General features: G+C 67.2%; 22 protein-coding genes and 1 pseudogene. 9 read left to right on the forward strand and 14 right to left on the reverse strand.

Annotated elements, in window-relative coordinates; translation table 11 throughout:
• Window positions 1-64: 64 nt before the first annotated feature.
• Both OIE51_RS01180 and OIE51_RS26795 read left to right on the forward strand, forming a co-directional pair.
• A complete protein-coding gene (locus OIE51_RS01180) occupies window positions 65-613 on the forward strand; it encodes a phage integrase N-terminal SAM-like domain-containing protein (protein WP_326594816.1) in 549 nt (182 codons plus the stop codon).
• Window positions 538-987 carry a tyrosine-type recombinase/integrase gene (locus tag OIE51_RS26795; protein ID WP_442812030.1) on the forward strand — a complete coding sequence of 150 codons (450 nt, stop codon included), beginning with the start codon at window positions 538-540 and terminating at the stop codon, window positions 985-987. The genes OIE51_RS01180 and OIE51_RS26795 overlap by 76 nt, the downstream gene beginning before the upstream one ends.
• Window positions 988-1,042: 55 nt before the next feature.
• Here the strand turns inward: OIE51_RS26795 and OIE51_RS01185 are convergent, their stop codons facing one another.
• The 9 genes and pseudogenes from OIE51_RS01185 to OIE51_RS01225 all read right to left on the reverse strand — a co-directional run bounded on the left by OIE51_RS01185 (window position 1,043) and on the right by OIE51_RS01225 (window position 7,592).
• On the reverse strand, window positions 1,043-1,393 hold the full coding sequence (locus tag OIE51_RS01185) for a hypothetical protein (RefSeq protein ID WP_326594817.1): 351 nt from the start codon (window positions 1,391-1,393) through the stop codon (window positions 1,043-1,045).
• Window positions 1,394-1,524: 131 nt separating this feature from the next.
• On the reverse strand, window positions 1,525-1,878 hold the full coding sequence (locus tag OIE51_RS01190; RefSeq protein ID WP_326594819.1) for a UBP-type zinc finger domain-containing protein: 354 nt from the start codon (window positions 1,876-1,878) through the stop codon (window positions 1,525-1,527).
• Entirely contained in the window at window positions 1,875-3,332 is a 1,458-nt protein-coding gene (locus tag OIE51_RS01195; RefSeq protein ID WP_326594820.1) for an ATP-binding protein, read from the reverse strand. Before OIE51_RS01195 ends, OIE51_RS01190 begins: the two co-directional genes overlap by 4 nt.
• Window positions 3,329-5,005 (reverse strand): FAD-dependent oxidoreductase, encoded by a 1,677-nt coding sequence (locus OIE51_RS01200; RefSeq protein ID WP_326594822.1) that lies wholly within the window; start codon window positions 5,003-5,005, stop codon window positions 3,329-3,331. Before OIE51_RS01200 ends, OIE51_RS01195 begins: the two co-directional genes overlap by 4 nt.
• Before the next feature lie 278 nt (window positions 5,006-5,283).
• The gene (locus OIE51_RS01205; RefSeq protein WP_326594823.1) at window positions 5,284-5,508 is read right to left on the reverse strand and encodes a hypothetical protein; all 225 of its coding nucleotides are present in this window, start codon (window positions 5,506-5,508) and stop codon (window positions 5,284-5,286) included.
• A gap of 50 nt (window positions 5,509-5,558) precedes the next feature.
• Window positions 5,559-6,005, reverse strand: coding sequence for a (4Fe-4S)-binding protein (locus OIE51_RS01210; RefSeq protein ID WP_326594825.1), 447 nt, complete (start codon window positions 6,003-6,005; stop codon window positions 5,559-5,561).
• Window positions 6,005-6,325: a GNAT family N-acetyltransferase gene (locus OIE51_RS01215; protein ID WP_326594826.1), complete on the reverse strand. Its 321-nt coding sequence runs from the start codon at window positions 6,323-6,325 to the stop codon at window positions 6,005-6,007. The genes OIE51_RS01210 and OIE51_RS01215 overlap by 1 nt, the downstream gene beginning before the upstream one ends.
• A 106-nt stretch (window positions 6,326-6,431) precedes the next feature.
• Window positions 6,432-7,230: pseudogene (locus OIE51_RS01220) on the reverse strand (alpha/beta hydrolase); the annotation flags it as partial.
• Window positions 7,203-7,592, reverse strand: a complete 390-nt coding sequence (locus OIE51_RS01225) for a hypothetical protein (RefSeq protein WP_326600811.1) — start codon at window positions 7,590-7,592, stop codon at window positions 7,203-7,205. The pseudogene OIE51_RS01220 and the gene OIE51_RS01225, both read right to left, overlap by 28 nt.
• 38 nt (window positions 7,593-7,630) lie before the next feature.
• Here OIE51_RS01225 and OIE51_RS01230 point away from each other — a divergent pair, with 38 nt between their 5' ends.
• Window positions 7,631-7,864: a hypothetical protein gene (locus tag OIE51_RS01230; RefSeq protein ID WP_326594548.1), complete on the forward strand. Its 234-nt coding sequence runs from the start codon at window positions 7,631-7,633 to the stop codon at window positions 7,862-7,864.
• Between the two features lie 216 nt (window positions 7,865-8,080).
• Here the strand turns inward: OIE51_RS01230 and OIE51_RS01235 are convergent, their stop codons facing one another.
• Window positions 8,081-8,488 (reverse strand): (2Fe-2S) ferredoxin domain-containing protein, encoded by a 408-nt coding sequence (locus OIE51_RS01235; RefSeq protein ID WP_326594550.1) that lies wholly within the window; start codon window positions 8,486-8,488, stop codon window positions 8,081-8,083.
• A gap of 132 nt (window positions 8,489-8,620) precedes the next feature.
• Here OIE51_RS01235 and OIE51_RS01240 point away from each other — a divergent pair, with 132 nt between their 5' ends.
• From OIE51_RS01240 to OIE51_RS01250, 3 genes are all read left to right on the forward strand, one after another.
• The gene (locus OIE51_RS01240; RefSeq protein WP_326594552.1) at window positions 8,621-9,010 is read left to right on the forward strand and encodes an ArsR/SmtB family transcription factor; all 390 of its coding nucleotides are present in this window, start codon (window positions 8,621-8,623) and stop codon (window positions 9,008-9,010) included.
• Between the two features lie 72 nt (window positions 9,011-9,082).
• Complete coding sequence (locus OIE51_RS01245; RefSeq protein ID WP_326594827.1) at window positions 9,083-9,292, forward strand: hypothetical protein; 210 nt, start codon at window positions 9,083-9,085, stop codon at window positions 9,290-9,292.
• Between the two features lie 196 nt (window positions 9,293-9,488).
• Window positions 9,489-9,611: a hypothetical protein gene (locus OIE51_RS01250; protein ID WP_326594829.1), complete on the forward strand. Its 123-nt coding sequence runs from the start codon at window positions 9,489-9,491 to the stop codon at window positions 9,609-9,611.
• A 219-nt stretch (window positions 9,612-9,830) separates the two neighbouring features.
• On the opposite strand, the gene OIE51_RS01255 is transcribed toward OIE51_RS01250, so the two are convergent.
• The 4 genes from OIE51_RS01255 to OIE51_RS01270 all read right to left on the reverse strand — a co-directional run bounded on the left by OIE51_RS01255 (window position 9,831) and on the right by OIE51_RS01270 (window position 15,491).
• Window positions 9,831-10,658, reverse strand: a complete 828-nt coding sequence (locus tag OIE51_RS01255; protein ID WP_326594831.1) for a PIG-L family deacetylase — start codon at window positions 10,656-10,658, stop codon at window positions 9,831-9,833.
• Between the two features lie 863 nt (window positions 10,659-11,521).
• The gene (locus OIE51_RS01260; RefSeq protein WP_442811837.1) at window positions 11,522-11,926 is read right to left on the reverse strand and encodes a helix-turn-helix domain-containing protein; all 405 of its coding nucleotides are present in this window, start codon (window positions 11,924-11,926) and stop codon (window positions 11,522-11,524) included.
• Window positions 11,927-12,588: 662 nt separating this feature from the next.
• Window positions 12,589-14,751 (reverse strand): molybdopterin-containing oxidoreductase family protein, encoded by a 2,163-nt coding sequence (locus tag OIE51_RS01265; protein WP_326594833.1) that lies wholly within the window; start codon window positions 14,749-14,751, stop codon window positions 12,589-12,591.
• 173 nt (window positions 14,752-14,924) lie between these two features.
• Window positions 14,925-15,491 carry a hypothetical protein gene (locus OIE51_RS01270; protein ID WP_326594834.1) on the reverse strand — a complete coding sequence of 189 codons (567 nt, stop codon included), beginning with the start codon at window positions 15,489-15,491 and terminating at the stop codon, window positions 14,925-14,927.
• Between the two features lie 596 nt (window positions 15,492-16,087).
• Here OIE51_RS01270 and OIE51_RS01275 point away from each other — a divergent pair.
• From OIE51_RS01275 to OIE51_RS01285, 3 genes are read left to right on the forward strand one after another with little or no spacing between them, the layout of a single operon-like run.
• Window positions 16,088-17,380, forward strand: a complete 1,293-nt coding sequence (locus OIE51_RS01275) for a sensor histidine kinase (RefSeq protein ID WP_326594836.1) — start codon at window positions 16,088-16,090, stop codon at window positions 17,378-17,380.
• 1 nt (window position 17,381) lies between these two features.
• Window positions 17,382-17,669, forward strand: coding sequence for an indolepyruvate ferredoxin oxidoreductase subunit alpha (locus OIE51_RS01280; RefSeq protein ID WP_326594838.1), 288 nt, complete (start codon window positions 17,382-17,384; stop codon window positions 17,667-17,669).
• 44 nt (window positions 17,670-17,713) lie between these two features.
• Complete coding sequence (locus OIE51_RS01285; protein WP_326594839.1) at window positions 17,714-18,328, forward strand: response regulator transcription factor; 615 nt, start codon at window positions 17,714-17,716, stop codon at window positions 18,326-18,328.
• The last annotated feature ends 76 nt before the right edge of the window (window positions 18,329-18,404 follow it).

Here is an 18,404-nt window from a genome sequence, read left to right on the forward strand (position 1 = left end):
CGGTCCCGCCTTCGAGGAAGAGCACGCCGTTTCATCGACACCTTGACTCGGAGGCTTTTCACCGATGCCCCTGCTGGAACTGAACAAGATGGTTGTTGGTTTGTCGCGGGTGTGGTCGGGGTTTGTGCGGGACTGGGAGCGGTCGCTGCGGGCGGGGAACTACCCGCAGACGACCCGGTACAACTATCTGCTGGCCGCGTGCCAGCTGGCCCGGTACCTGGCCGAGCACTCCCCGGACCCCGACGCGGACGACGCGGCCGAAGACCCGGCCGCGGTGTCCAAAGCGCACATCGAGGCGTTCCAGGCCTGGATGATCGACACCCGATCGGCGTCGACCGCGCTGAACAAGCACAAAGCCCTGCAGCAGTTCTTCAAGTGGCTGCTGCTCGAGGAGGAAGAGATCGACCGCTCCCCGATGGAGCGCGTCAAACAGCCCAAGACCCCCGGCAAGCTCGTGCCGGTCAGCCCGAGGCGGACACCCCCAAGGTGCTGGCCACCTGCAAGGGCAAGGCGTTCACCCAGCTGCGGGACGAAGCGATCATCCGGCTGCTGTGCAACACCGGCGCCCGCCTGTCCGAAGTCGGCCGGCTCCTGGTGGAGGACATCGACCTGAACACCGACTCGGTGCGTTACCACGGCAAGGGCAGCAAGGACCGCCGGGTGAGGTTCGGGCCCCGCACCGCCCGGGCCGTCTCCCGCTACCTGCGGGCCCGGGACAGGCACAATGGCGCTGATCTGCCGCAGCTGTGGCTCGCCGAAAGCGGCGGACGCCCTCTGCAGCCCAACGGCATCAAGATCATGCTCAAACGCCGGGGCCTGGCCGCCGGGCTGAGCGGGGTCCACGCCCACCGCTGGCGGCACACCTTCGCCCACGCCTGGAAACGCGCCGGCGCGGACACTGCGGCATCCGGGCCAGGTAGGGCATGTGGGTCCTGGCATGATCGGCGAGGCCGGGTCCCGAAGACTCGCTTCAAACATCGACTCTAGAAAATGTCGTGCCTGTCCGCGAAGTCAGGGTCGACATAGATGTGCACCCGACTGATCAGGTTTCCTCTGAACTCAAAATGTTGCAGTAACTGCCCTCGCTTTTACCGTTCTGGGGCCATACCGTCCCGTCTGAAAGTACGCCACCCTCGTTGCCTTCGACGGCAAGGCGGTCACCCGAGTATGTGAAGATCATCGAGTTCTTGTCGTGGACGAACTCGCGTACCGCAGTGGTGAGCGTACGGATCAACTCGATAGCCGCTCCCTTTTCGCCAGCGGTTCCGATCTTAGGGAAGTAGACCTGTACGGCATCCGTGAACACATCGAGAAGTGTGGGATCGCCTGCGTCCACCTTTTCGAAGTACGTCCGAGCGATCGCTATTCGGTCTTCGGCGTTGTACTCGGCCATGTTGGTGCGATCTCAGCAGGATGCGCTTATCCTCAGCGCGCTGACCTGGGTGAGCGGGCAGGGTATGCGCTAGCCGATTCTTGACGCAGGCGGTAACTCGTGCATCGGCAATGTTGTGTTGGCAAGCCCTACTAGCGGTGGAGCAATCGCACCCAGTCCGCAGGTACCCGTCCTGCCGGCCCTGGTGCGGGCTGGTTCTGGGGGTGGCTGCTGGGCGCGGCGAGGACGGGTCCGGGCTCACGTACGTCGTTCGAGGCATAGTCCCAGAACCACTCTTCTCCGGGCTCGAAGCTCTGGACTACTGGATGTCCTGTGGCCCGGTAGTGAGCGGTCGCATGCTGCCCTTGTGAGCTGTCGCAGCAGCCGACGTGCCCACAGAGCGCGCAGCGCCTTAGGTGGAACCACCAGCCATTCGTCTCTTGGCACTCGACGCAGCCGGTGCCGCTCGGCGGGACGGTGGGGTCGATTTCGGTGTTGCTGGTCATGCTGACTCCTTGGTCACGTCGAGTTGGGATGCGGTGAGTGGAAGTAGTACCTGGAAGCGGGTGTCCCCGGGAATTGACTCGACTCGGAGGCTCCCATGGTGTTTGTTGACAACGATGCGCCAGGAAATGTCCAGACCGAGTCCGGTGCCTTCGCCCACTGGTTTGGTGGTGAAGAACGGGTCGAAGATCCGGTCCCGGATTTCAGGGTCGATACCGGTGCCGGTGTCTTGGATTTCCACGAGCAGCTGGTCGTTGGCGCGTGCGGTCCGCACGGTGAGTGTTCCGTCTCCACCGGCGCTGTTCATGGTGGCGACTGCATTATCGATCAGATTGGTCCATACCTGGTTGAGTTCAGCTGGGTATGCGGGGACCTTCGGCAGGGTCTCGTCGTACTGCTTGACGACAGTGATCTGCGAGCCGATCTTGCCCGCCAGCATGAGAAGGGTGCTGTCGAGCAGCTCGTGGACGTCGACCATACGGAAGGGCGCTCGGTCCAGCTGTGAGTACTGCTTGGCGGCGTCGACCAGGTGCGAGATGCGAGCAATGGAACCCGTGATCTCGTTCATGAGCAGTTCGGTCTCGACTGTGGAGTTGAGCCAGCCGATCGCCGCCGGCAGGGTCGGGTCGTCCACCAGCGCCGCGGCTTGGTCCAGCCACTCGCTGTCCAGGCCGGCCTGGACGAAGGTTGGCGCCATCTGCCAGCTCTGCTCAATGCCTCGGTTCTCCAGCCACTCCGTGAGGGCGTCCTCCCGGTCGGCGGCCTGAAGCGGGCTGAGTGAAGGCGCCTTGGCTACCCGTTCGGCCGTCTGCTCCTGGAACTCGATCAGCTCGGCGAGCGCCTCTCGGGTGAAAGGGCCCTCGGCGATGACGGCAAGTTCGTGGCGCATCTTGGCCACGCGTTCACGCAGCGTGGCGGTTGCCCGGGCGGCCGCGGCAGCCGGGTTGTTCAGCTCGTGTGTGAGCCCTGCTGACAACGACCCCAAGGCCAGTAGTCGTTCTCGCTGTCCGATGGCCTGTTGCGTGTTCTTCACTCCGAAGAACAGGCCCTCCAGCAGGTGGACGGCCATCGGGAACCACTCGTGCATGACGCCCGCGAACGTGTCTGCCGGCAGCACGAAGAACCGCGTGGGCTCGGTGGTACGCAGAGTGTTGTTGTAGACCTGCGGTGTCCGGTCCCCGAGGTAGGCCTGCATGGCGCCGGCGTACACCCCGGGCCGGCTGGTTCGGTTGACTTCTATGTCGTCTCCGCCGACCTGGCGGGAGAGGACGACTGTGCCCTCGAGCATCACGTAAAAGCACGTCGCGGGCTGGCCCTCGGTGTAGACGAGTCCGGGCTCGAACAGCTCCACCCGGCCGTCGGCGCAGAGCCGTCCCAGTTGCTCGGGCGTCAGCTTCTCGAACAAGAAGAGCTGCTTGATCTCCTGTGCGCTGCACGGCAGGGAGCGTCTGCTCATGACTGCTCCAGGTAACGGTGGACGAGCATGACGGCCATGGCTCCCTCGCCGACGGCGGAGGCGACGCGCTTGGCGGACTCTGCGCGTGCGTCGCCTGCCACGAAGACGCCGGGGATGCTGGTTTCCAGGTGATACGGCGGCCGGTCCAACTCCCAGTCGGCCGGGGGGCGGCCGTCGGGAGTGAGGTCGGGTCCGGCCAGGATGAAGCCGCGCCTGTCGCGCAGCACGGTGTCGTTCAGCCAGTCGGTGCGCGGGGCGGCGCCGATGAACACAAACAGCCACTGTGCGTCGACGAGTTCGCTGTGGCCGGTCTGCGTGTCACGTAGGGTGAGCTGCTGCAGGTGACCGGAGCCGTGTGCGGCCTCGACGACTGTGCCGCATCGCAGCCGGATGTTGGGTGTCTGCTCAATCTGCTGGATCAGGTAATGCGACATCGATGCTGCCAATGACGGTCCTCTAACCAGCAGCGTTACCGACTTGGCGTTGCGTGCCAGGTGCATTGCTGCCTGGCCTGCGGAATTGGCGCCGCCTACGATGTACACGTCGTGGTCTTCGCAGGAAGCTGCCTCGGTCAGCGCCGCCCCGTAGAAAACGCCGCAGCCGGTCAGTGCGTCGGCGCCCGGGGCGGGAAGCTGGCGGTAGGACACACCGGTCGCGAGGATCACGCTGTGGGCAGCAATCGCCGAGCCGTCGGAGAATCGCACGATCCGAGACGCGCCGCTGGCCTCGAGCCCCGTCACCTCGCGTGCGGTAAGGATCTCGGCACCGAACTTCGTCGCCTGTCTGCGGGCGCGGTCGGTGAGCTGGCCACCGGAAACGCCGTCGGGGAAGCCCAGGTAGTTCTCGATCCGCGAGCTCTGCCCGGCCTGCCCGCCGGTCGCCGATCGTTCCACCAGCACGGTGCGCAGCCCCTCCGACGCGCCGTAGACAGCCGCGCCCAGGCCGGCCGGACCGCCCCCGATGACGACCAGGTCGTAGAAGTCGGTGGCCGGGGTTGTCGCCAGGCCCACGCGCGCTGCGAGATCGGCAGTCTCCGGCTCCACCAGCGGTGTGCCGTCCGGGGTGATCACTATGGGCAATCGCTGTCCGTCCTGGCCCGCGGCCGACAGCAGTCGCTGTCCCTCGGGCTCGTCGGAAGAGTACCAGCGGTAGGGCACCTGGTTGCGGGCCAGGAATTCCCGAGCTTCCGAGGAACGTGCCGACCAGCGGTGCCCGATCAGTTTGGTGCTGGGCACCGGCCGGTGGTCGCCGGTGCGCCATGCCTGGAGCAGGTCGTCCAGGACCGGGTAGAGCTTCTCCCCCGGCGGGTCCCAGGGTTTGAGCAGGTAGTGGTCGAGGTCGACGAGGTTGATGGCGTCGATCGCCGCGTTGGTGTCGGCATATGCGGTCAGCAGTACGCGCCGCGCGCTCGGGTATATGTCCATGGCCTGCTCGAGGAATTCGATGCCGTTCATCTGCGGCATGCGATGGTCGGCCATGAGCACGGCCACCAGGTCACCGCGCAGTTTCAACTCGCGCAGCGCCTGGAGTGCGGACTCACCGGACTCTGCACGCACGATCCGGTACGAGGCGCCGTAGCGCCGTCGCAGGTCCCGAGCGACAGCCCGGGATACTCCCGGGTCATCGTCCACGGTCATGATGACGGTCCGCTGCGTCTCGGTGGCCTGTGTCATTTTTCCCCCATGCCGTAAGGCAGGTAGAGCGTTCAGGGAGCTTCGATATCGGCGCGAATCACCTTGATGATGCGATCGGTGATCGCCACAAGCAGAACTACTTGTTCAGGAGAGAGATGGTCGAAGAATGCTTTGCGAATTCCTCGGCGTGCCGAGGGAGGGCCATGGCGATAATGGATCGCCCTGTCTGGGTGGCAGCAACGAGAGCCCCTCGCCTGTCGGCGACGTATTCCCTCCTGACGACAAGTTCCCGTTTCACCATGCGGCCAAGTTGATGGTCAGCCTGCTTTTTCCCATCCCAGATTATTGCCCAAGTCTGAGATGTGAATCCACCCCTCAGGACCCCGAGTTAATTCTGTCAGCGCAGCACAATCCGCTTCGGATAGCCCGAACTCGTTCTGGATGGGACGAGTCGTGCGGCTGACCAGTAGTTCGTTCAACTGCAGCAGGCCACGCCATGCCTGAATTTCGGTGGCCGACAACGAATTGGTTTTGTTATCCATGGATCCACCATACGACGACGGATGCCCAAGGTCCCGCTAGCCGAAGATTCTCAAAACTGGTGCGCACAGCGTCCACCATGGTCACAGAAAGGCTGATTGGTAGATAGGCTGCATCCGCACAGTATGACCCTCGTTTCACGACGGACATGCGACGCTGTTGTTATCTGCAGGTCACCCCGAATATGCAGGCTCCCGTCCGAATGCCGCTGTATCTGAGTGGGCAGCGACGGTTCCTCATCGCGCTCCCCGGACAGGTGATACTGCAGGGCTCCGCTGGGGCAGCGCCGCACTACTTCGGCTATGTCGTTGGCCGGCTCGGCGCCGGCATCGATCCACGGCCTGCGTTCGACGTCGAAGACAGTCGGTAGGCCTTTGATGTACTCGGCCTGGTGAAGGCAGAGCCGGGACTCATAGCTGACGGAGATACCAGCACCCTCGTAGCGTTTGGATCCGGGCCGCCACGTGCCATCCCCAGGATCAGAAGGTGGCGCGGACATCAGTCGTTCACTTTGCTTCTGTTCGTGTAGACGAGCTCCCGATATTCGGGGTGCCGGGCGATCCAGCCCGTGTAGAAGGGGCAGACGGGCAGCACGGCGAGGCCGGCAGCACGTGCCGTGTCCAGTGAGGAACGGACCAGCGCTCCACCGATGCCCTGGCCTTCGTAACCCGCGTTCACCTCCGTGTGAACAAAGGCGATGAGGTTCTTGGTGCGCATGTACTCGGCGAAACCAGCAAGCTCACCGTCGACGAAGGCTTCGTACCTGTTTGCCTCTGTATTGTCGATGATCTGTGCAGTACGCGTCTGCGAGTCACTCATGCTGGTCCTAACCGTGGGTAGTTGGATGCTTGCCTTCACTCCCGATGTATTTTACGGCTTCAGCGGCGGCCGCCTGTTGGTTGTGGGCGGCCGCCGTCGGGGAGGGTCATGCGGTGGTGCTGAGTGCTTCCTTGAGGCTGGCGACGGCCAGGAGGACGGCGTGCTTGGCGGCTTCGGTGTCGTGCAGGGCGTTGACCATGAGGAAGTCGTGGACGATGCCGCCGAAGCGGGCGTTGGTCGCGGCGACGCCGGCCTGACGCAGAGGGGCGGCGTAGGCCTCTCCCTCGTCCCGCAGCACGTCGGCCTCGGCGGAGATGATCAGGGCCGACGGGAGACCGGCGAGTTCCTCGAGGCTGGCCCGCAGCGGCGAGACAGTGATCTGGCCGCGCTCCTCCTCACTGAGCGTGTACTGGTCCCAGAACCACTTCATGCCCTCGCGGGAGAGGAAGTAGCCCTCGGCGAACTGCTCGTAGGAGTCGGTGTCGAACGCGGCGTTGGTGACCGGGTAGAACAGCACCTGTTTGACGAAGCGCACGTCGCCGCGCTCTTTGGCCAGCAGGGTCAGCGCGGTGGCCATGTTGCCGCCCACCGAGTCACCGGAGACCGCGATCCGCGTTGGCGTCCAGGTTCTTGTCCGCGCCGTTGCTGACCACCCACTGCGCGGCCGCGTAGGACTGCTCCAGTGCGACCGGGTAGCCGACCTCGGGCGAACGGTCGTACTCGGGGAAGACGACCGCGGCGTTCGCCCCGATGGCCAGGTCACGCACGAGCCGGTCGTGGGTGTGCGCGTTGCCGAACACCCAGCCCGCGCCGTGCACGTACAGGATCACCGGAAGTACCGTGCCGGCCGTGCCCACGGGGCGCACGATACGCACCTTCACACTGCCGGTCGGACCGCCCAGCACCTGAGGCAGGCCAACGCCGCGTTGCACCGCAGGACGAACGCACCCGCGACTACCTGGAGCTTCGCCAACCGGAGCATGCGCAACGCTTCCACCTGCCCGTCGCCACTCTTCGGCAGCGCCCGGGCGATGCCCGACAGCGCGGCCCGGGCGGCAGCCTCGGCGTCGACGGTGTCGGTCTTGCCGCGCCGACGCCGGGCAGAGTCGATTACGGGACAGGGCCACCCATTGGACAGACCCTCGCCGCGGTTCGCGCAGTGGACCCACCCCGCCACGCCGGTCAGCGACGATCGGATGCTCACCGACATCTCGCTGTACTGGCTGACCGCGACCGCGGTCTCCTCGGGCCGGTTCCACCACGACACCCCGCGGGGACCCACAGCCGTGCCGGGTGCCACTCGGCGTGGCGGTGTTCGCACACGACATCACGCAGTCGGTGCGACCGCCGGCCGAGCGGCTGTACGACATCCGGCACTGGTCGGGATTCGACCGCGGTGGCCACTTCGCCGCGATGGAGGTGCCGGAGCTGCTCGCCGAGGACGTCCGGGACTTCTTCCTTACCCACATCACGTACGACCACCAGGTCGCCACCCGCTACACGGTCGCCACCGGCGAGCGCAGCGCCCGGGATCGGTGAGTGGCTGAACGCCGGCGCCGAGTCAGCCGTGGCCCGGGGAGACGTGCGAGGGGTGCCCTCGGGCATCCTCAGCTTCCCCACCGGACAAGGGAAAAGCGCACCGCGCGTCGTTGCCCGGAGCTCGGGATCCGGCACGGTGGAGTGGCGCACCAGCGCGGAGAAGTCGGCGTTCGTCCGCAACGAGGTGCGCCACTGGAGCGCGAGTCCGCCCGGTGGTCACTCCTCGAGTTCGTGCCGGATGCGGCGGGACGGGGCGAAGGCGTAGAGGTCGAGGACCTCGGGTGCCTCGGCCAGGCCGGGGCCGCCGTCGTTCACCCACGCGGTGATGTCGGCCACGGCATCCGGATCGTTGACCTGCCCGAGCCAGACCGGGCGGCCTCCGGCCTCGCGGCCCTCGGCGGAGGGCTGGATGACGATGACGTTGGCGCGCTCACAGACGCCCAGGCAGTCGGTACTGCGCACCGTCGCCACACCGGCCAGTGCGGTGCGCAGGTCGACGAGTTGGGCGGCGTGGTCCAGGCGGGGGACCATTCTGGTGGTACCGCAGCAGCAGCCGCGGCAGACGGCGACGGTGGGGCTGGCCGGCTTGCGGGTGGAGGCGGCCTTCTGGCTCCGGCGGCTCACTTGACGGCCCCGGAACGCTGGACCAGGACAGAAGACATGACCACACAACCCTTCGCGGCTGGAAGACGGCAGCGCACCCACCATACAGGAACATCTGAACAGATCTTCATGTGTAAGCGATAGGATGGGGCCATGGGTCACGGAGCCGACGACCAGTACACCGCCACCCCCCGCGAACGCCTGGACGCGGTGGGGGCCGCCGACGTCGCCGCGACGCTTCAGGCCCTGGCCACACCTTCCCGGCTGCGGATCCTCGCCCGTCTCCAGGAAGGCCCCTGCGCGGTGGGAGAACTCGCCGAGGCCGTCGGCATGGAACCCTCCGCCTGCTCCCACCAGCTCCGCCTGCTGCGCAACCTCGGCCTGGTGGCCGGTGAACGACGGGGCCGCTCGATCGTGTACACCCTCTACGACCACCACGTCGCCGAACTCCTCGATCAGGCCCTCTTCCACGTCGAGCACCTGCGGCTCGGCCTGCACGACGCCCCCGCGCACGAGGCCGCGCGAACCCCGGCCCAGCAGTGAGGGCAGTCGCGCGAGACCCAAAGTGCACAACCCCGCCGCCGAACTCCCCATCGAAACAGAGCTGTCCGCCCTATGGAACGCACCCCGCTCCCGATGGACCGGCCCGGCCACGCCGTCCTCGGCATCGCCGGCGCCCCCGGCGCCGGCAAGAGCACCCTCACCGCCGCGCGCGGCGCCGCCTGCCCGGGCCCTCTCGTCATCGGCCCGAGGTCTCGCCTTCCGTCCCGCATCACCAAACACCCCACGGCGAACCGTATCCGCCTGCTCAGAGCGCGGGCGTAGCGGTCATGTCCTGAGGCGCCTTCGCTCTTTCGCGGCTATTGCCGAAACATGTCATTTCGGGAAGGCCGCGGAGCTGCTGCACCATGGCCCAGCCGCCGCTCTCCCAGGCGATCCGCCGTCTGGAGTCGGATGGACACCCGTCTGCGGGAACGGCCTCGCACCCGCACCACCCGCGCCCCCCGGCTCGGAGATCTGCGTGACCACCGCCACCGGCGACATCGCCGTGGTGACCGTCGTTGACTACGCCCCCGGCGACTCGCGCAGCGCGTACGTGACCGTCGACCTCACGGTCTGGCGCGGGGCCACGCAGCTCGACTGACCGGCACGGGCACTCAGCCCGCGGCCCGACGCCGAGCGGGGCGTCCAGGCCGCAGGCCTCGCCGGACATGGTCTGCCCGGCGTAGCCGTCGACCACGCGCCCGGCCGGCCGCCGGCGTGGACACCGGCCACCAGCCCGTCCGGTTGATCCCCGCCGACGTCGTCGGACGTTCCCACCCAAAACGACCCTGCCCGGGTGCCCGCCCGGTGGGCGGGCGGATCAGCGCAGGCCGGCGAAGAGGTCGTTCTCGGGCACGGCCGCGCCGGTAGTGTCCCGGACACGGACGAAGGTCTCGACGCCCATCAACTCGGTGAACCTCTCCCGGCCCATCCTCAGGAAGAAGATGTTCTCGCCCTGGCTGGCGTGCGCGGCCAGCGCATCGAACTTCTGGCCCCCGAACGCGGTGGTGTCCACCCAGGTGGTGACCTCCTCGTCGGGAAGCCCGATCTCGGCCATCGCGGCGGCCTCGGCGGGATCCGGTTCCTGCCCACCGAACTCGCGCATGACCTCCCCGAACCGCTGCATCATCGAGCGGGGCGCCGTCGTCCAGTACACCTTCGGTGTCAGCGCGGTCATCGCCAGCGCTGCCATCGTGACGCGGTTGGCCTGGATGTGGTCGGGGTGGCCGTAGAAGCCGTTCTCGTCGTAGGTGACCACCACATCGGGCCGGTAGCGCCGCATGAGTTCCGCGAGTCGGGCAGCACCCTCCTCCACGGGTGTCCGCCAGAAGGAGCCCGGGGCATCATTGGTCGGCCAGCCCATCATCCCGGAGTCGGCGTAGTCCAGCGTCTCCAGGTGACTGATTCTCAGGACCTCACAACTCGCCTCGAGTTCCTGCCGCCGCATCAAGGCCACGGCCGCCCCATCGTGCCCGGGATCGCCCGGCTTGACGCCCCCGGGTCCGTCACCACAACCGCCGTCGGTACACGTCACGAGGACCGTACGCATGCCCTCCGCCGCGTACCGCGCGAGGACACCGCCCGTTCCCGTGGCCTCGTCGTCGGGGTGGGCGTGTACCGCCATGAGCGTCAAGGGCAGGGCGTTCATGAAGTGCTCCTCCTGGGCTGTCCGCAGGGCCTCGGTCCGAGTCCGCGGCGGGCGTATGAGCGGTCGCCCTTCCTTAGCGGATGCGGATGACCGGGCGTTCCGGGACCCGAGGGCCCTGGATCACGTCGGGACGCTGTTGCTCTCCGGGTTCCCCGCCCGCGCGGCGCCGCTCTCTCGGCGGTGCAACAGTGCCGGCCGGACCGGCTATTCCCGCCGCACACCGGAACGCCGTGGCACCGGCCCGGCCCGCCGGGCGTGCACGGCCAATGCCCCGGAGGTCGCCCGCCGGCTGCGTCGCCGCGTTCCGCTGCCTGGCCGCGGCGGTGGCCGCCTTGCCGGCCGCTGCGGGCACGGTGGCCTGGCAGACGGACCCGATTCTCGCCGGGCGAGGACCGGGCGTGCCGGGGGCGTTGAGCCAGGACGACATCGCCCAGATGAGGGGCGAGAGGGACATCGAGACGGTCGTTGAGGAAGAGCGCGTCACGCGCGGTACCACGGGGGTGTGCCGGGCAGCGGATGCGCGCGGCCATGGGGCGGGGCACCCTGCCGCGCGCGGGCGTCAGGTGGCCCGGATACCGGCCGTCCGCAGGGCCCGGAACCGTCCCCGCGTGCGCCCATGGTCTGGCCTTGTCCGAGGCGACGGGTAACGGATCCGCAGCAAATCGCACACGGGGCGTTCCCCCCACGGTCGCGCAGGAGACGATAACGCTCAGCAGCCGAGACGCACCGCACGGTCGCACACCTCGGCGCTGCGGATCGTCACCGCCCACGCGCCGTCGCCGTCCCTCCCGCGTTCCGCGCAATTCGGGGGTTCTGGGGGCAACGGCGGGGTGAAGTTGCAGGTCAAGGTGGTGGGGCTGGCCCTACGGGCCGCGAGTGCCTCGTCCCGCCCCCTCCGCACACCGCAGAACAATCTTCGCCCGCAGCGCCAGGAACTGAGCAGTATTCGCCCGCCTGGCCCAGCGCGTCAACTGGGCCCGCTCGGCATCGCTGAGCACCAGCTCAGCCTTGCGCCGGCCAGACCGCGGCATATCCACCAAGCCCTCCAGCCGATGGGCGACGAACCGCGAACGCCACTTTCTCACCGTGTCCGCGGTCACCTTGAGATCCGTCGCCACACGCACATTCGGCGTCCCGACCGCGCACGCCAAAACGATGCGCGCCCGCTCAGCAAGACGGGTCCCCACTGCCCCATCCGCCCAGCGCTTCAGCTCGGCGAACTCCTCAGCGGACAAGACGACCTCAACAGCACTCGGCCCTGGCGACATGGCAACGGCCTACAGACTTAAGCCCTCCACTTCTGGCGCATCACACTAGAACCCCACCGCCTAGAGAAACGCCCTCCAGGGCGGTCACACCCACGTCCACCCAGGTCAGCCCCCAGATCCAGTACTCCAGGCCGCCGAATTATGCGGAACGAGGCAAGGGGACGGCCGTCTGTCCGCGTCCGTCGTTGTTCACGTTGGCTGTCCTCTGCGGATGCATGACCTCACCCTCTTTGGAGCGCACCGCGGCCACCAGTTCCCGGGAGGTCTTGGCTCCGACACGGGCGCTTGCGAAGGGTTTCGGCCGAGATCGGTCGCTGGTGCTCGTGCCGATGGCGCGCATCCTCGGAGCGAGCGCGCTCCAGCGGCACCTCATCCACCGGCGATGCCTTCTTCCTGGCCGATCGGCTGCGGGACCTGGATACCGGCCGCATCTCCGGCCCATGGACCGGCCCGCCGCCACCTCCGCCCCGGCGGCCCCGCCGCCTGACGGACTCGTCCTCCCCGCCGTCCTCGCGAAGGGAGGCCGGCTGGGCTTGCACCGTCCTCAGTGCGTCAGGCATCGCGGCCTGCCTCGGGCCGGGGGAAGCGGCCCCGCGCCGCCGGACGCACGCACCACCATCGTACGTCCGCCCAGCGGCAGAGCGACGTGCGGGTCAGGGGGCTCACGAGACGAGAGCCACCTGGACCAGGTTGTCGGAGTAGACCCCGGAGTTGCCCAGCGTGCCGTGACGGTCCTGGGTGATCGAATTCACCGAGCTGCCGTGGCTGAACTTGGCCCAGTGGCCGACGTTGGCCATCACCAGGCCGGGGGGCACCACATCGGTGATCGCAGCGGGACCTTGGAACGAGCCTCGCTCGTTGAACACGCGCACCACGTCGCCCTCCGAGATGCCCCGCGCGGCAGCGTCGTCGGCGTGGATGAAGACGCACAGGTCGCCCTGGATCTCCCGCTTGTCGTCCTGGTTGGCGTACTGGCTGTTGAGGAAGGCGTGCGGCTTGGGCGAGACGATGCTCAGCGGGTAGGTCGCGGCGAGATCGGGCGAGGTCGCGGGGGACTCCAGCGCGGGCACGTAGTCGGGCAGTGGGTCGATCGGATCGCCCGGCTGCATCGCCTCGTACATGGACCGCCAGACCGGGATGACGAAGTTTCCGCCCTCGGCCAAGGACGACTTGAACTCGCACTTCCCTGACGGGGTGGGGAAGTTCCCCTCGGCGTGCGGGGCGCGCTCCTTGGGACTGCCGACGTTGAGACGGGCGTAGCCGGTCTCCATCAGGGACTCCAGCGTGATGCCTTTCAGGGCGGGCGCGTCCCAGTCGTGGAAATCGCGGAGCATCTCCTCATCGGTGCGGTCCCAGTAGTCGTCCTCGAAGCCCATCGTCTTCGCCAGGCGGCGGAAGAGTTCGACGTTGGGGACGCATTCGCCGGGCGGCTCGATGGCCGGCTGGTTGAGCGAGATGTAGAAGTGTCCCCAGGTGACCATGACATCGAGCTGTTCGGCCTGCATCGTCGCGGGCAGCACGATGTCGGCGTAGCGGGCCGTGTCGGTGATGAAGTGCTCGCTCACCACGGTGAACAGGTCCTCGCGCTCCAGCCCCTGGATGATCTTGGCCTGTGCCGGCGCCTGCGAGACCGGGTTGGAGTTGTAGACGAACAGCGACTGGATCGGGGGATCCAGGGCAAGCTCACCGGTGAGTGCCGCGCCGAGGTCGAGTTCGTTGACGACTCGGGTGCCGTCGGGGATCCAGTCGGAGCGGCAGATGCGGTCGAAGAGGGTCGGGAACTCCCAGATCGGCATTTCGACGGCTCCGCCGCCGGGGTAGCGCCACGCACCGACCAGCGCCGGGAGGCAGGTGATCGCGCGGATCGCCTGGGGGCCGCCGTAGCTGCGTTCGAGGGCGACGCCCTGCCGGATCGCCGCTGGCTGCGTCGTGGCGTACTCGCGAGCCAGGGTGCGGATGTCCTCGGCGGGAATTCCGGTGATCTCCGCGACACGCTCGGCAGGATACTGCGCGGCTCGCTCGGCGAGTTCGTCGAACCCAACCGTGTGGCGCGCCACGTAGTCCTCGTCGACCAGGTCCTGCTGGATGATCTCGTTGATCAGCCCCATGGCCAGGGCGCCGTCGGTGGCCGGGCGGATCCGGATATGCCAGTCGGCCTGGTGTGCGGTGCGCGTGCGGACGGGGTCGATGACGACGACTTTGGCACCGGCCTTCTTCGCCTTGAGGACCAGCGGCCAGACGTGGAGGTTCGTGCTGGTCATGTTCATGCCCCACACGATGATGTACTTGGAGAACTCCAGGCTCTCCGGGTCGAGCCCGCCGGTACCGCCCACGGTCATGTGCCAGGCGGTCGAGGAGCCGGATTCGCAGTAGGTCTTCTCGGCCACCGTCGAGCCGAGCCTGTTGAAGAAGGCGTCTCCGGAGGTGAGGCCGTTGAGGACGCCCTGATGCCCGAGGTAGGCGTGAGGCATGATCGCCTGGCTGCCGAACTCGCCAATGATGTCCTTCCACCGCTCGGCGATGGTCGTCAGCGCCTCATCCCACGAGATCCGCTCGAAGGTCCCCGACCCCTTCGGGCCGGTGCGACGCATCGGGTAGAGGAGGCGATCGGGGTGGTAGTGGTGGTCAGCGAAGTTGTTGGTCTTCGCGCACAGGCCCCCGCGCGTGAGCGGGTGCTCGCGGTCGCCGACGACCTCGACCAGCTGGCCCTCGTCGACCTTGTAGAGCATGGCACAGGTGTCGGGGCAGTCGTGGGGGCAGGCTCCACGCACGATCTTGAGAGCTTTGGCCCCTTCGGGGACCTCAGGACGCAGGGTGGCCGTCATCGGTGACCTCCACAGCTCGGGGACTTTGGCTCGGGCAGGTGCCTGAGGTCCTCGACATCGGAGACCGCACCTCGACCTAGGAGATAGTGTGTCAAGGACCACCGGCTGGTTGAACCGGCGAATGGAGGGTGTCAAACAATTCGTTAGACCGCGTTTGACCTGCTGTTTTACATTCACGCCACATGACCGAAACCGCGCGGTGTCCCTTCGGGACGTGTCGCGACCGCTGGCCCCGCCCACTTTCTTGAGCTGGTCGAAGAGCGCCGTCGTCGTTCACTACGCTGAGCACGGACGTGCCTTCCCGGCCGGCGCAGCAACGTCGGCCTTGCTCGGTGACCTATCGATCTCCCGGGAAGGCACGTCCTCCCGGACTGATCCACAGGTCCTGAGCATTGCTCGGTCGCGTCGCGTGTGGGATACACGGTGACCACCGGCTGCTCGTCGGTGAACAGGGTCCACTGACGTGTCGCCGGGTCGAGTTGCTCGAAAGGGACGTCGACGTCGATGCCCATGACGTCGAGGATGTCGCGCAGATTCTTGCCATGCCACGCACCCGGCCACGCGGCGATGGCACCGTCCCTGATGCTGAGTGAAGGGTCCGGGGCCAGACCGCTCTCCGAGACGCCGTAGCGGCGTCCGGTCCCCCGGCAGTCCTGGCAGGCGCCGGCATGGCTTCGCGGCGAGAACGACTCGGCCTCGAGATGCTCCGTTCCTGCCGGATAGTCCCCGGCGCGCGACATCAGAAGCCGCGGACCATCTGACGTGATCGATAGCGTCCCGACCGTTGAGCGACTGCCGGGTACAGCACGCTGCTGGCGAACCGCTACCGAAGGCGGCAGGCCGGTGATGGACCGGGCTCTGGGCCGACCCACCTGATCGATGACACGACGCGCGTACGGCGAGATCGTGTGTCAGCAGCCGCCGCTGTGCCTCGCCGAAGAGCGTGTCGAAGACGAGCGAGGACTTTCCCGACCCCGAGACGCCAGTGACCATGACGAACTTGCGCAAGGGCAGCCTGAGGGTGAGGTCCTGGAGATTGTTCTCCCGCGCCCCCGGACCTCGAGCCACTCATCCACGGCGGGCCGTTCATGCGGCGGCATCGATCCTCCGGGGTGCTGCTTGCCGGACTCGAACCGAGGCGGGGGGCCGAAGCGCCGAGGAACCCGCACACGAAGGCAGCTCGCCCGGGATGCCCACAGGACTCCCGGCGTATCCCTCGCATCCGCCAGGGGCACTCGTTAATGACGCCGAAACGCTTCCCTGTCACATTGGGCGGATCGGATGGGCAGAAGACGACACCATACGAGGGGCCGGGATGTGCTACAGCATCACTGACGTGCAAGACCTGCACGCGCTGGCGACCACGGTGCGGAAGCTGACTGCCATCAACGATCCCCGCCTGTTGGCCGTCCGCACGTGTGCCGCCGTCGCCGAGCTGACCGACTTCGGTTGTGTGGCGCTGGCTCTGGTCGATGAGCCGGGCCTGATGCGCGTGGTTGCCTCGAGCGGTTTCTCCCGCTCGCTCGTCGGGCAGACGGTCTCCGAAGGCGATGGCCTGGGCGGAAACGCGCTCAAGGCTGGAGAGTCCCTGTTGGTCGATGACGAGGTCGCCATCGACACGAACACTTTGCTGGGAGGACCGAGGGCTGACCCGGTCTTCGGGCGTCTGCTGCCGCCGGACACCCGCTACGAGGGCTTCCTGTCCGAGACCACTGCCGCCGTTGCGCAGCCCGTCATCCACGCCGGAACCGTCGTGGGGATGATCTACGCCGGCTATACCGGCGGCCAGTCACACGAACACGGCCCTCTCGCGATGCTCAGCGAGTTCAGCGCCTTTCTTGCCCCCCTGCTGGTCTCGGTCACCCACATCGGCCAACGCGAGCAGACAGCGCGGGCCGAGGAACGTCAGCAAGTCGTCCAGCAGCTGCATGACACCTCCTTGCAGCTGCTTTTCGGAATCAGGCTCTCGGCCCAGTCTCTGCTTCAGGACGACCTCTCGCCGCATGTGCGTGAAAAGATCGGAGAGATCGAGTCGTCGGCACTGAACGCGAGCAGGTTTCTCCGCGAGACGATCCGCGAGACGCTCGGAGCGCAACGGAATCTCGTAGTCACGGTACAGCGGTTCGTCGAGGCGTTCTCGGCGCGCTCGGCGATCCCGGCCCAGCTCATCGTTCTCGGCGAGCCCCGAAGCCATCAAGACGAGGTTGAACGGGCCATCCTGACCGCGGTTCGAGAGTTCCTCCACAACATCGAGAAGCATGCCCACGCGTCGACAGCCGCCGTGAGCCTCACCTACCGCGACGACATGCTCGTCGGGGTAGTCCAGGATGACGGCGTCGGTGTACCCGACGACTTCCGGCCACCGGTGATCCCGAACGCGAGCTGTGGCCTCGGCCTGGTCAACGTCGCCCAGTCGGTCGCCCTCCTCGGTGGGAGCGTCACCTGGGAACGCAACGAGGACGGCGGGACGACGGCCCGGATCTCCGTACCGACCAACCCGACGGTACGCCAAGACGTGCTCGTCGCCGATGCCCACGAGCTGCCTGAAACCCCCTGCGTTTGCGGGTTCGCTCGTGAGGCTCGCGACGACAGGGTAAGGGCATTGATCCGAGACGGACCAGGAGCGTGAGATGACCTATGTGATCACCGCCGGCTGTGCTGACATCATGGACCGCGCGTGCATGGAGCAGTGCCCGGTCGATGCGATCGTCCCCGGCCAGCGCATGGCCTACATCAACCCGGCGGACTGCATCGATTGCGGAGCCTGCGTCCCCGCGTGCCCGCAGAACGCCGTCTTCGCCGCGCGGCTGGTCCCTGCCGAACTCGCGGACTACACCGCTGTGAACGCCGAGTTCTTCGACGGGGACGGTTCCACCGATCACCCCCGTCTGGCGGAGCTGGTCGATCGGGGTCTCTGATGGGGCAGTCGGCCCCGACCAGGGCGGTCTCACGCATCGTTCTGGTGGACGACCACCCACTGGTCCTGTCCGGACTGCGGTCGCTTCTGGAGACCGCGAGCAGGTTCGAGGTAGTCGCGTCGTTCATCGATGCGTGCTCCGCCGTGGAACATATCCGCCGAGTGCGCCCCGACCTCGTGATCTGTGACGTCCGGCTCTCCAACAATGAGCTGGGACCGGACGTCTGCCGCCGGATCCTCGCTGATTCGCCTGAGACCAGAGTCGTGATGTTCAGTGCGTTCATGGACGCCAGGATCCTGCGCGCGTGCCTGGACGAAGGCGCGTCCGCCGTCCTGCTGAAGACCTCGGGGGAACTCGACCTGATGGACACGCTCACGCGCGTTCTGGACGGTGAGCGCGTGATCGACCCGAGCGTGGCCGAGGCCGTCCTGAGCGTCCAGGTGCTCTCGGTGGACGGCGCCCTGCTCTCGGAACTCAGACCCAGTGAGCACAAGGTCTTGCGGCTGCTCTCGGCGGGCCTGAGCACCCGTGAGATCGAGTGCGAGCTGGGGCTGGCCAACAGCACAGTCCGCGGGTACACGCAGTCCCTGATGGAGAAGCTGGACGCCCACTCCCGCGTGGAACTGGTGGTGAAGGCGCGTGAGCTGCGCCTGGTCTGACAACGTTCGGCCGCCGTTCGCGAGACAGGAGCAACCCGCGGCATGGCCAGCACCACCCGCGGATCGTCGCCGGGTA

Origin of the sequence: Streptomyces sp. NBC_01803 (assembly GCF_035917415.1) — a bacterium.
Taxonomy (GTDB): Bacteria; Actinomycetota; Actinomycetes; order Streptomycetales; family Streptomycetaceae; genus Streptomyces.

Coding starts and splice junctions, on each gene's coding strand:
- OIE51_RS01205 (WP_326594823.1), bottom strand. CDS start 5,508: ATGGATAACAAAACCAATTCGTTGTCGGCCACCGAAATTCAGGCATGG.
- OIE51_RS01190 (WP_326594819.1), bottom strand. CDS start 1,878: ATGACCAGCAACACCGAAATCGACCCCACCGTCCCGCCGAGCGGCACC.
- OIE51_RS01215 (WP_326594826.1), bottom strand. CDS start 6,325: ATGAGTGACTCGCAGACGCGTACTGCACAGATCATCGACAATACAGAG.
- OIE51_RS01245 (WP_326594827.1), top strand. CDS start 9,083: ATGGAACGCACCCCGCTCCCGATGGACCGGCCCGGCCACGCCGTCCTC.
- OIE51_RS01280 (WP_326594838.1), top strand. CDS start 17,382: ATGACCTATGTGATCACCGCCGGCTGTGCTGACATCATGGACCGCGCG.
- OIE51_RS01210 (WP_326594825.1), bottom strand. CDS start 6,005: ATGTCCGCGCCACCTTCTGATCCTGGGGATGGCACGTGGCGGCCCGGA.
- OIE51_RS01260 (WP_442811837.1), bottom strand. CDS start 11,926: ATGTCGCCAGGGCCGAGTGCTGTTGAGGTCGTCTTGTCCGCTGAGGAG.
- OIE51_RS01240 (WP_326594552.1), top strand. CDS start 8,621: ATGGGTCACGGAGCCGACGACCAGTACACCGCCACCCCCCGCGAACGC.
- OIE51_RS01195 (WP_326594820.1), bottom strand. CDS start 3,332: ATGAGCAGACGCTCCCTGCCGTGCAGCGCACAGGAGATCAAGCAGCTC.
- OIE51_RS01265 (WP_326594833.1), bottom strand. CDS start 14,751: ATGACGGCCACCCTGCGTCCTGAGGTCCCCGAAGGGGCCAAAGCTCTC.
- OIE51_RS01255 (WP_326594831.1), bottom strand. CDS start 10,658: ATGAACGCCCTGCCCTTGACGCTCATGGCGGTACACGCCCACCCCGAC.
- OIE51_RS01180 (WP_326594816.1), top strand. CDS start 65: ATGCCCCTGCTGGAACTGAACAAGATGGTTGTTGGTTTGTCGCGGGTG.
- OIE51_RS01200 (WP_326594822.1), bottom strand. CDS start 5,005: ATGACACAGGCCACCGAGACGCAGCGGACCGTCATCATGACCGTGGAC.
- OIE51_RS01270 (WP_326594834.1), bottom strand. CDS start 15,491: ATGTCGCGCGCCGGGGACTATCCGGCAGGAACGGAGCATCTCGAGGCC.
- OIE51_RS01185 (WP_326594817.1), bottom strand. CDS start 1,393: ATGGCCGAGTACAACGCCGAAGACCGAATAGCGATCGCTCGGACGTAC.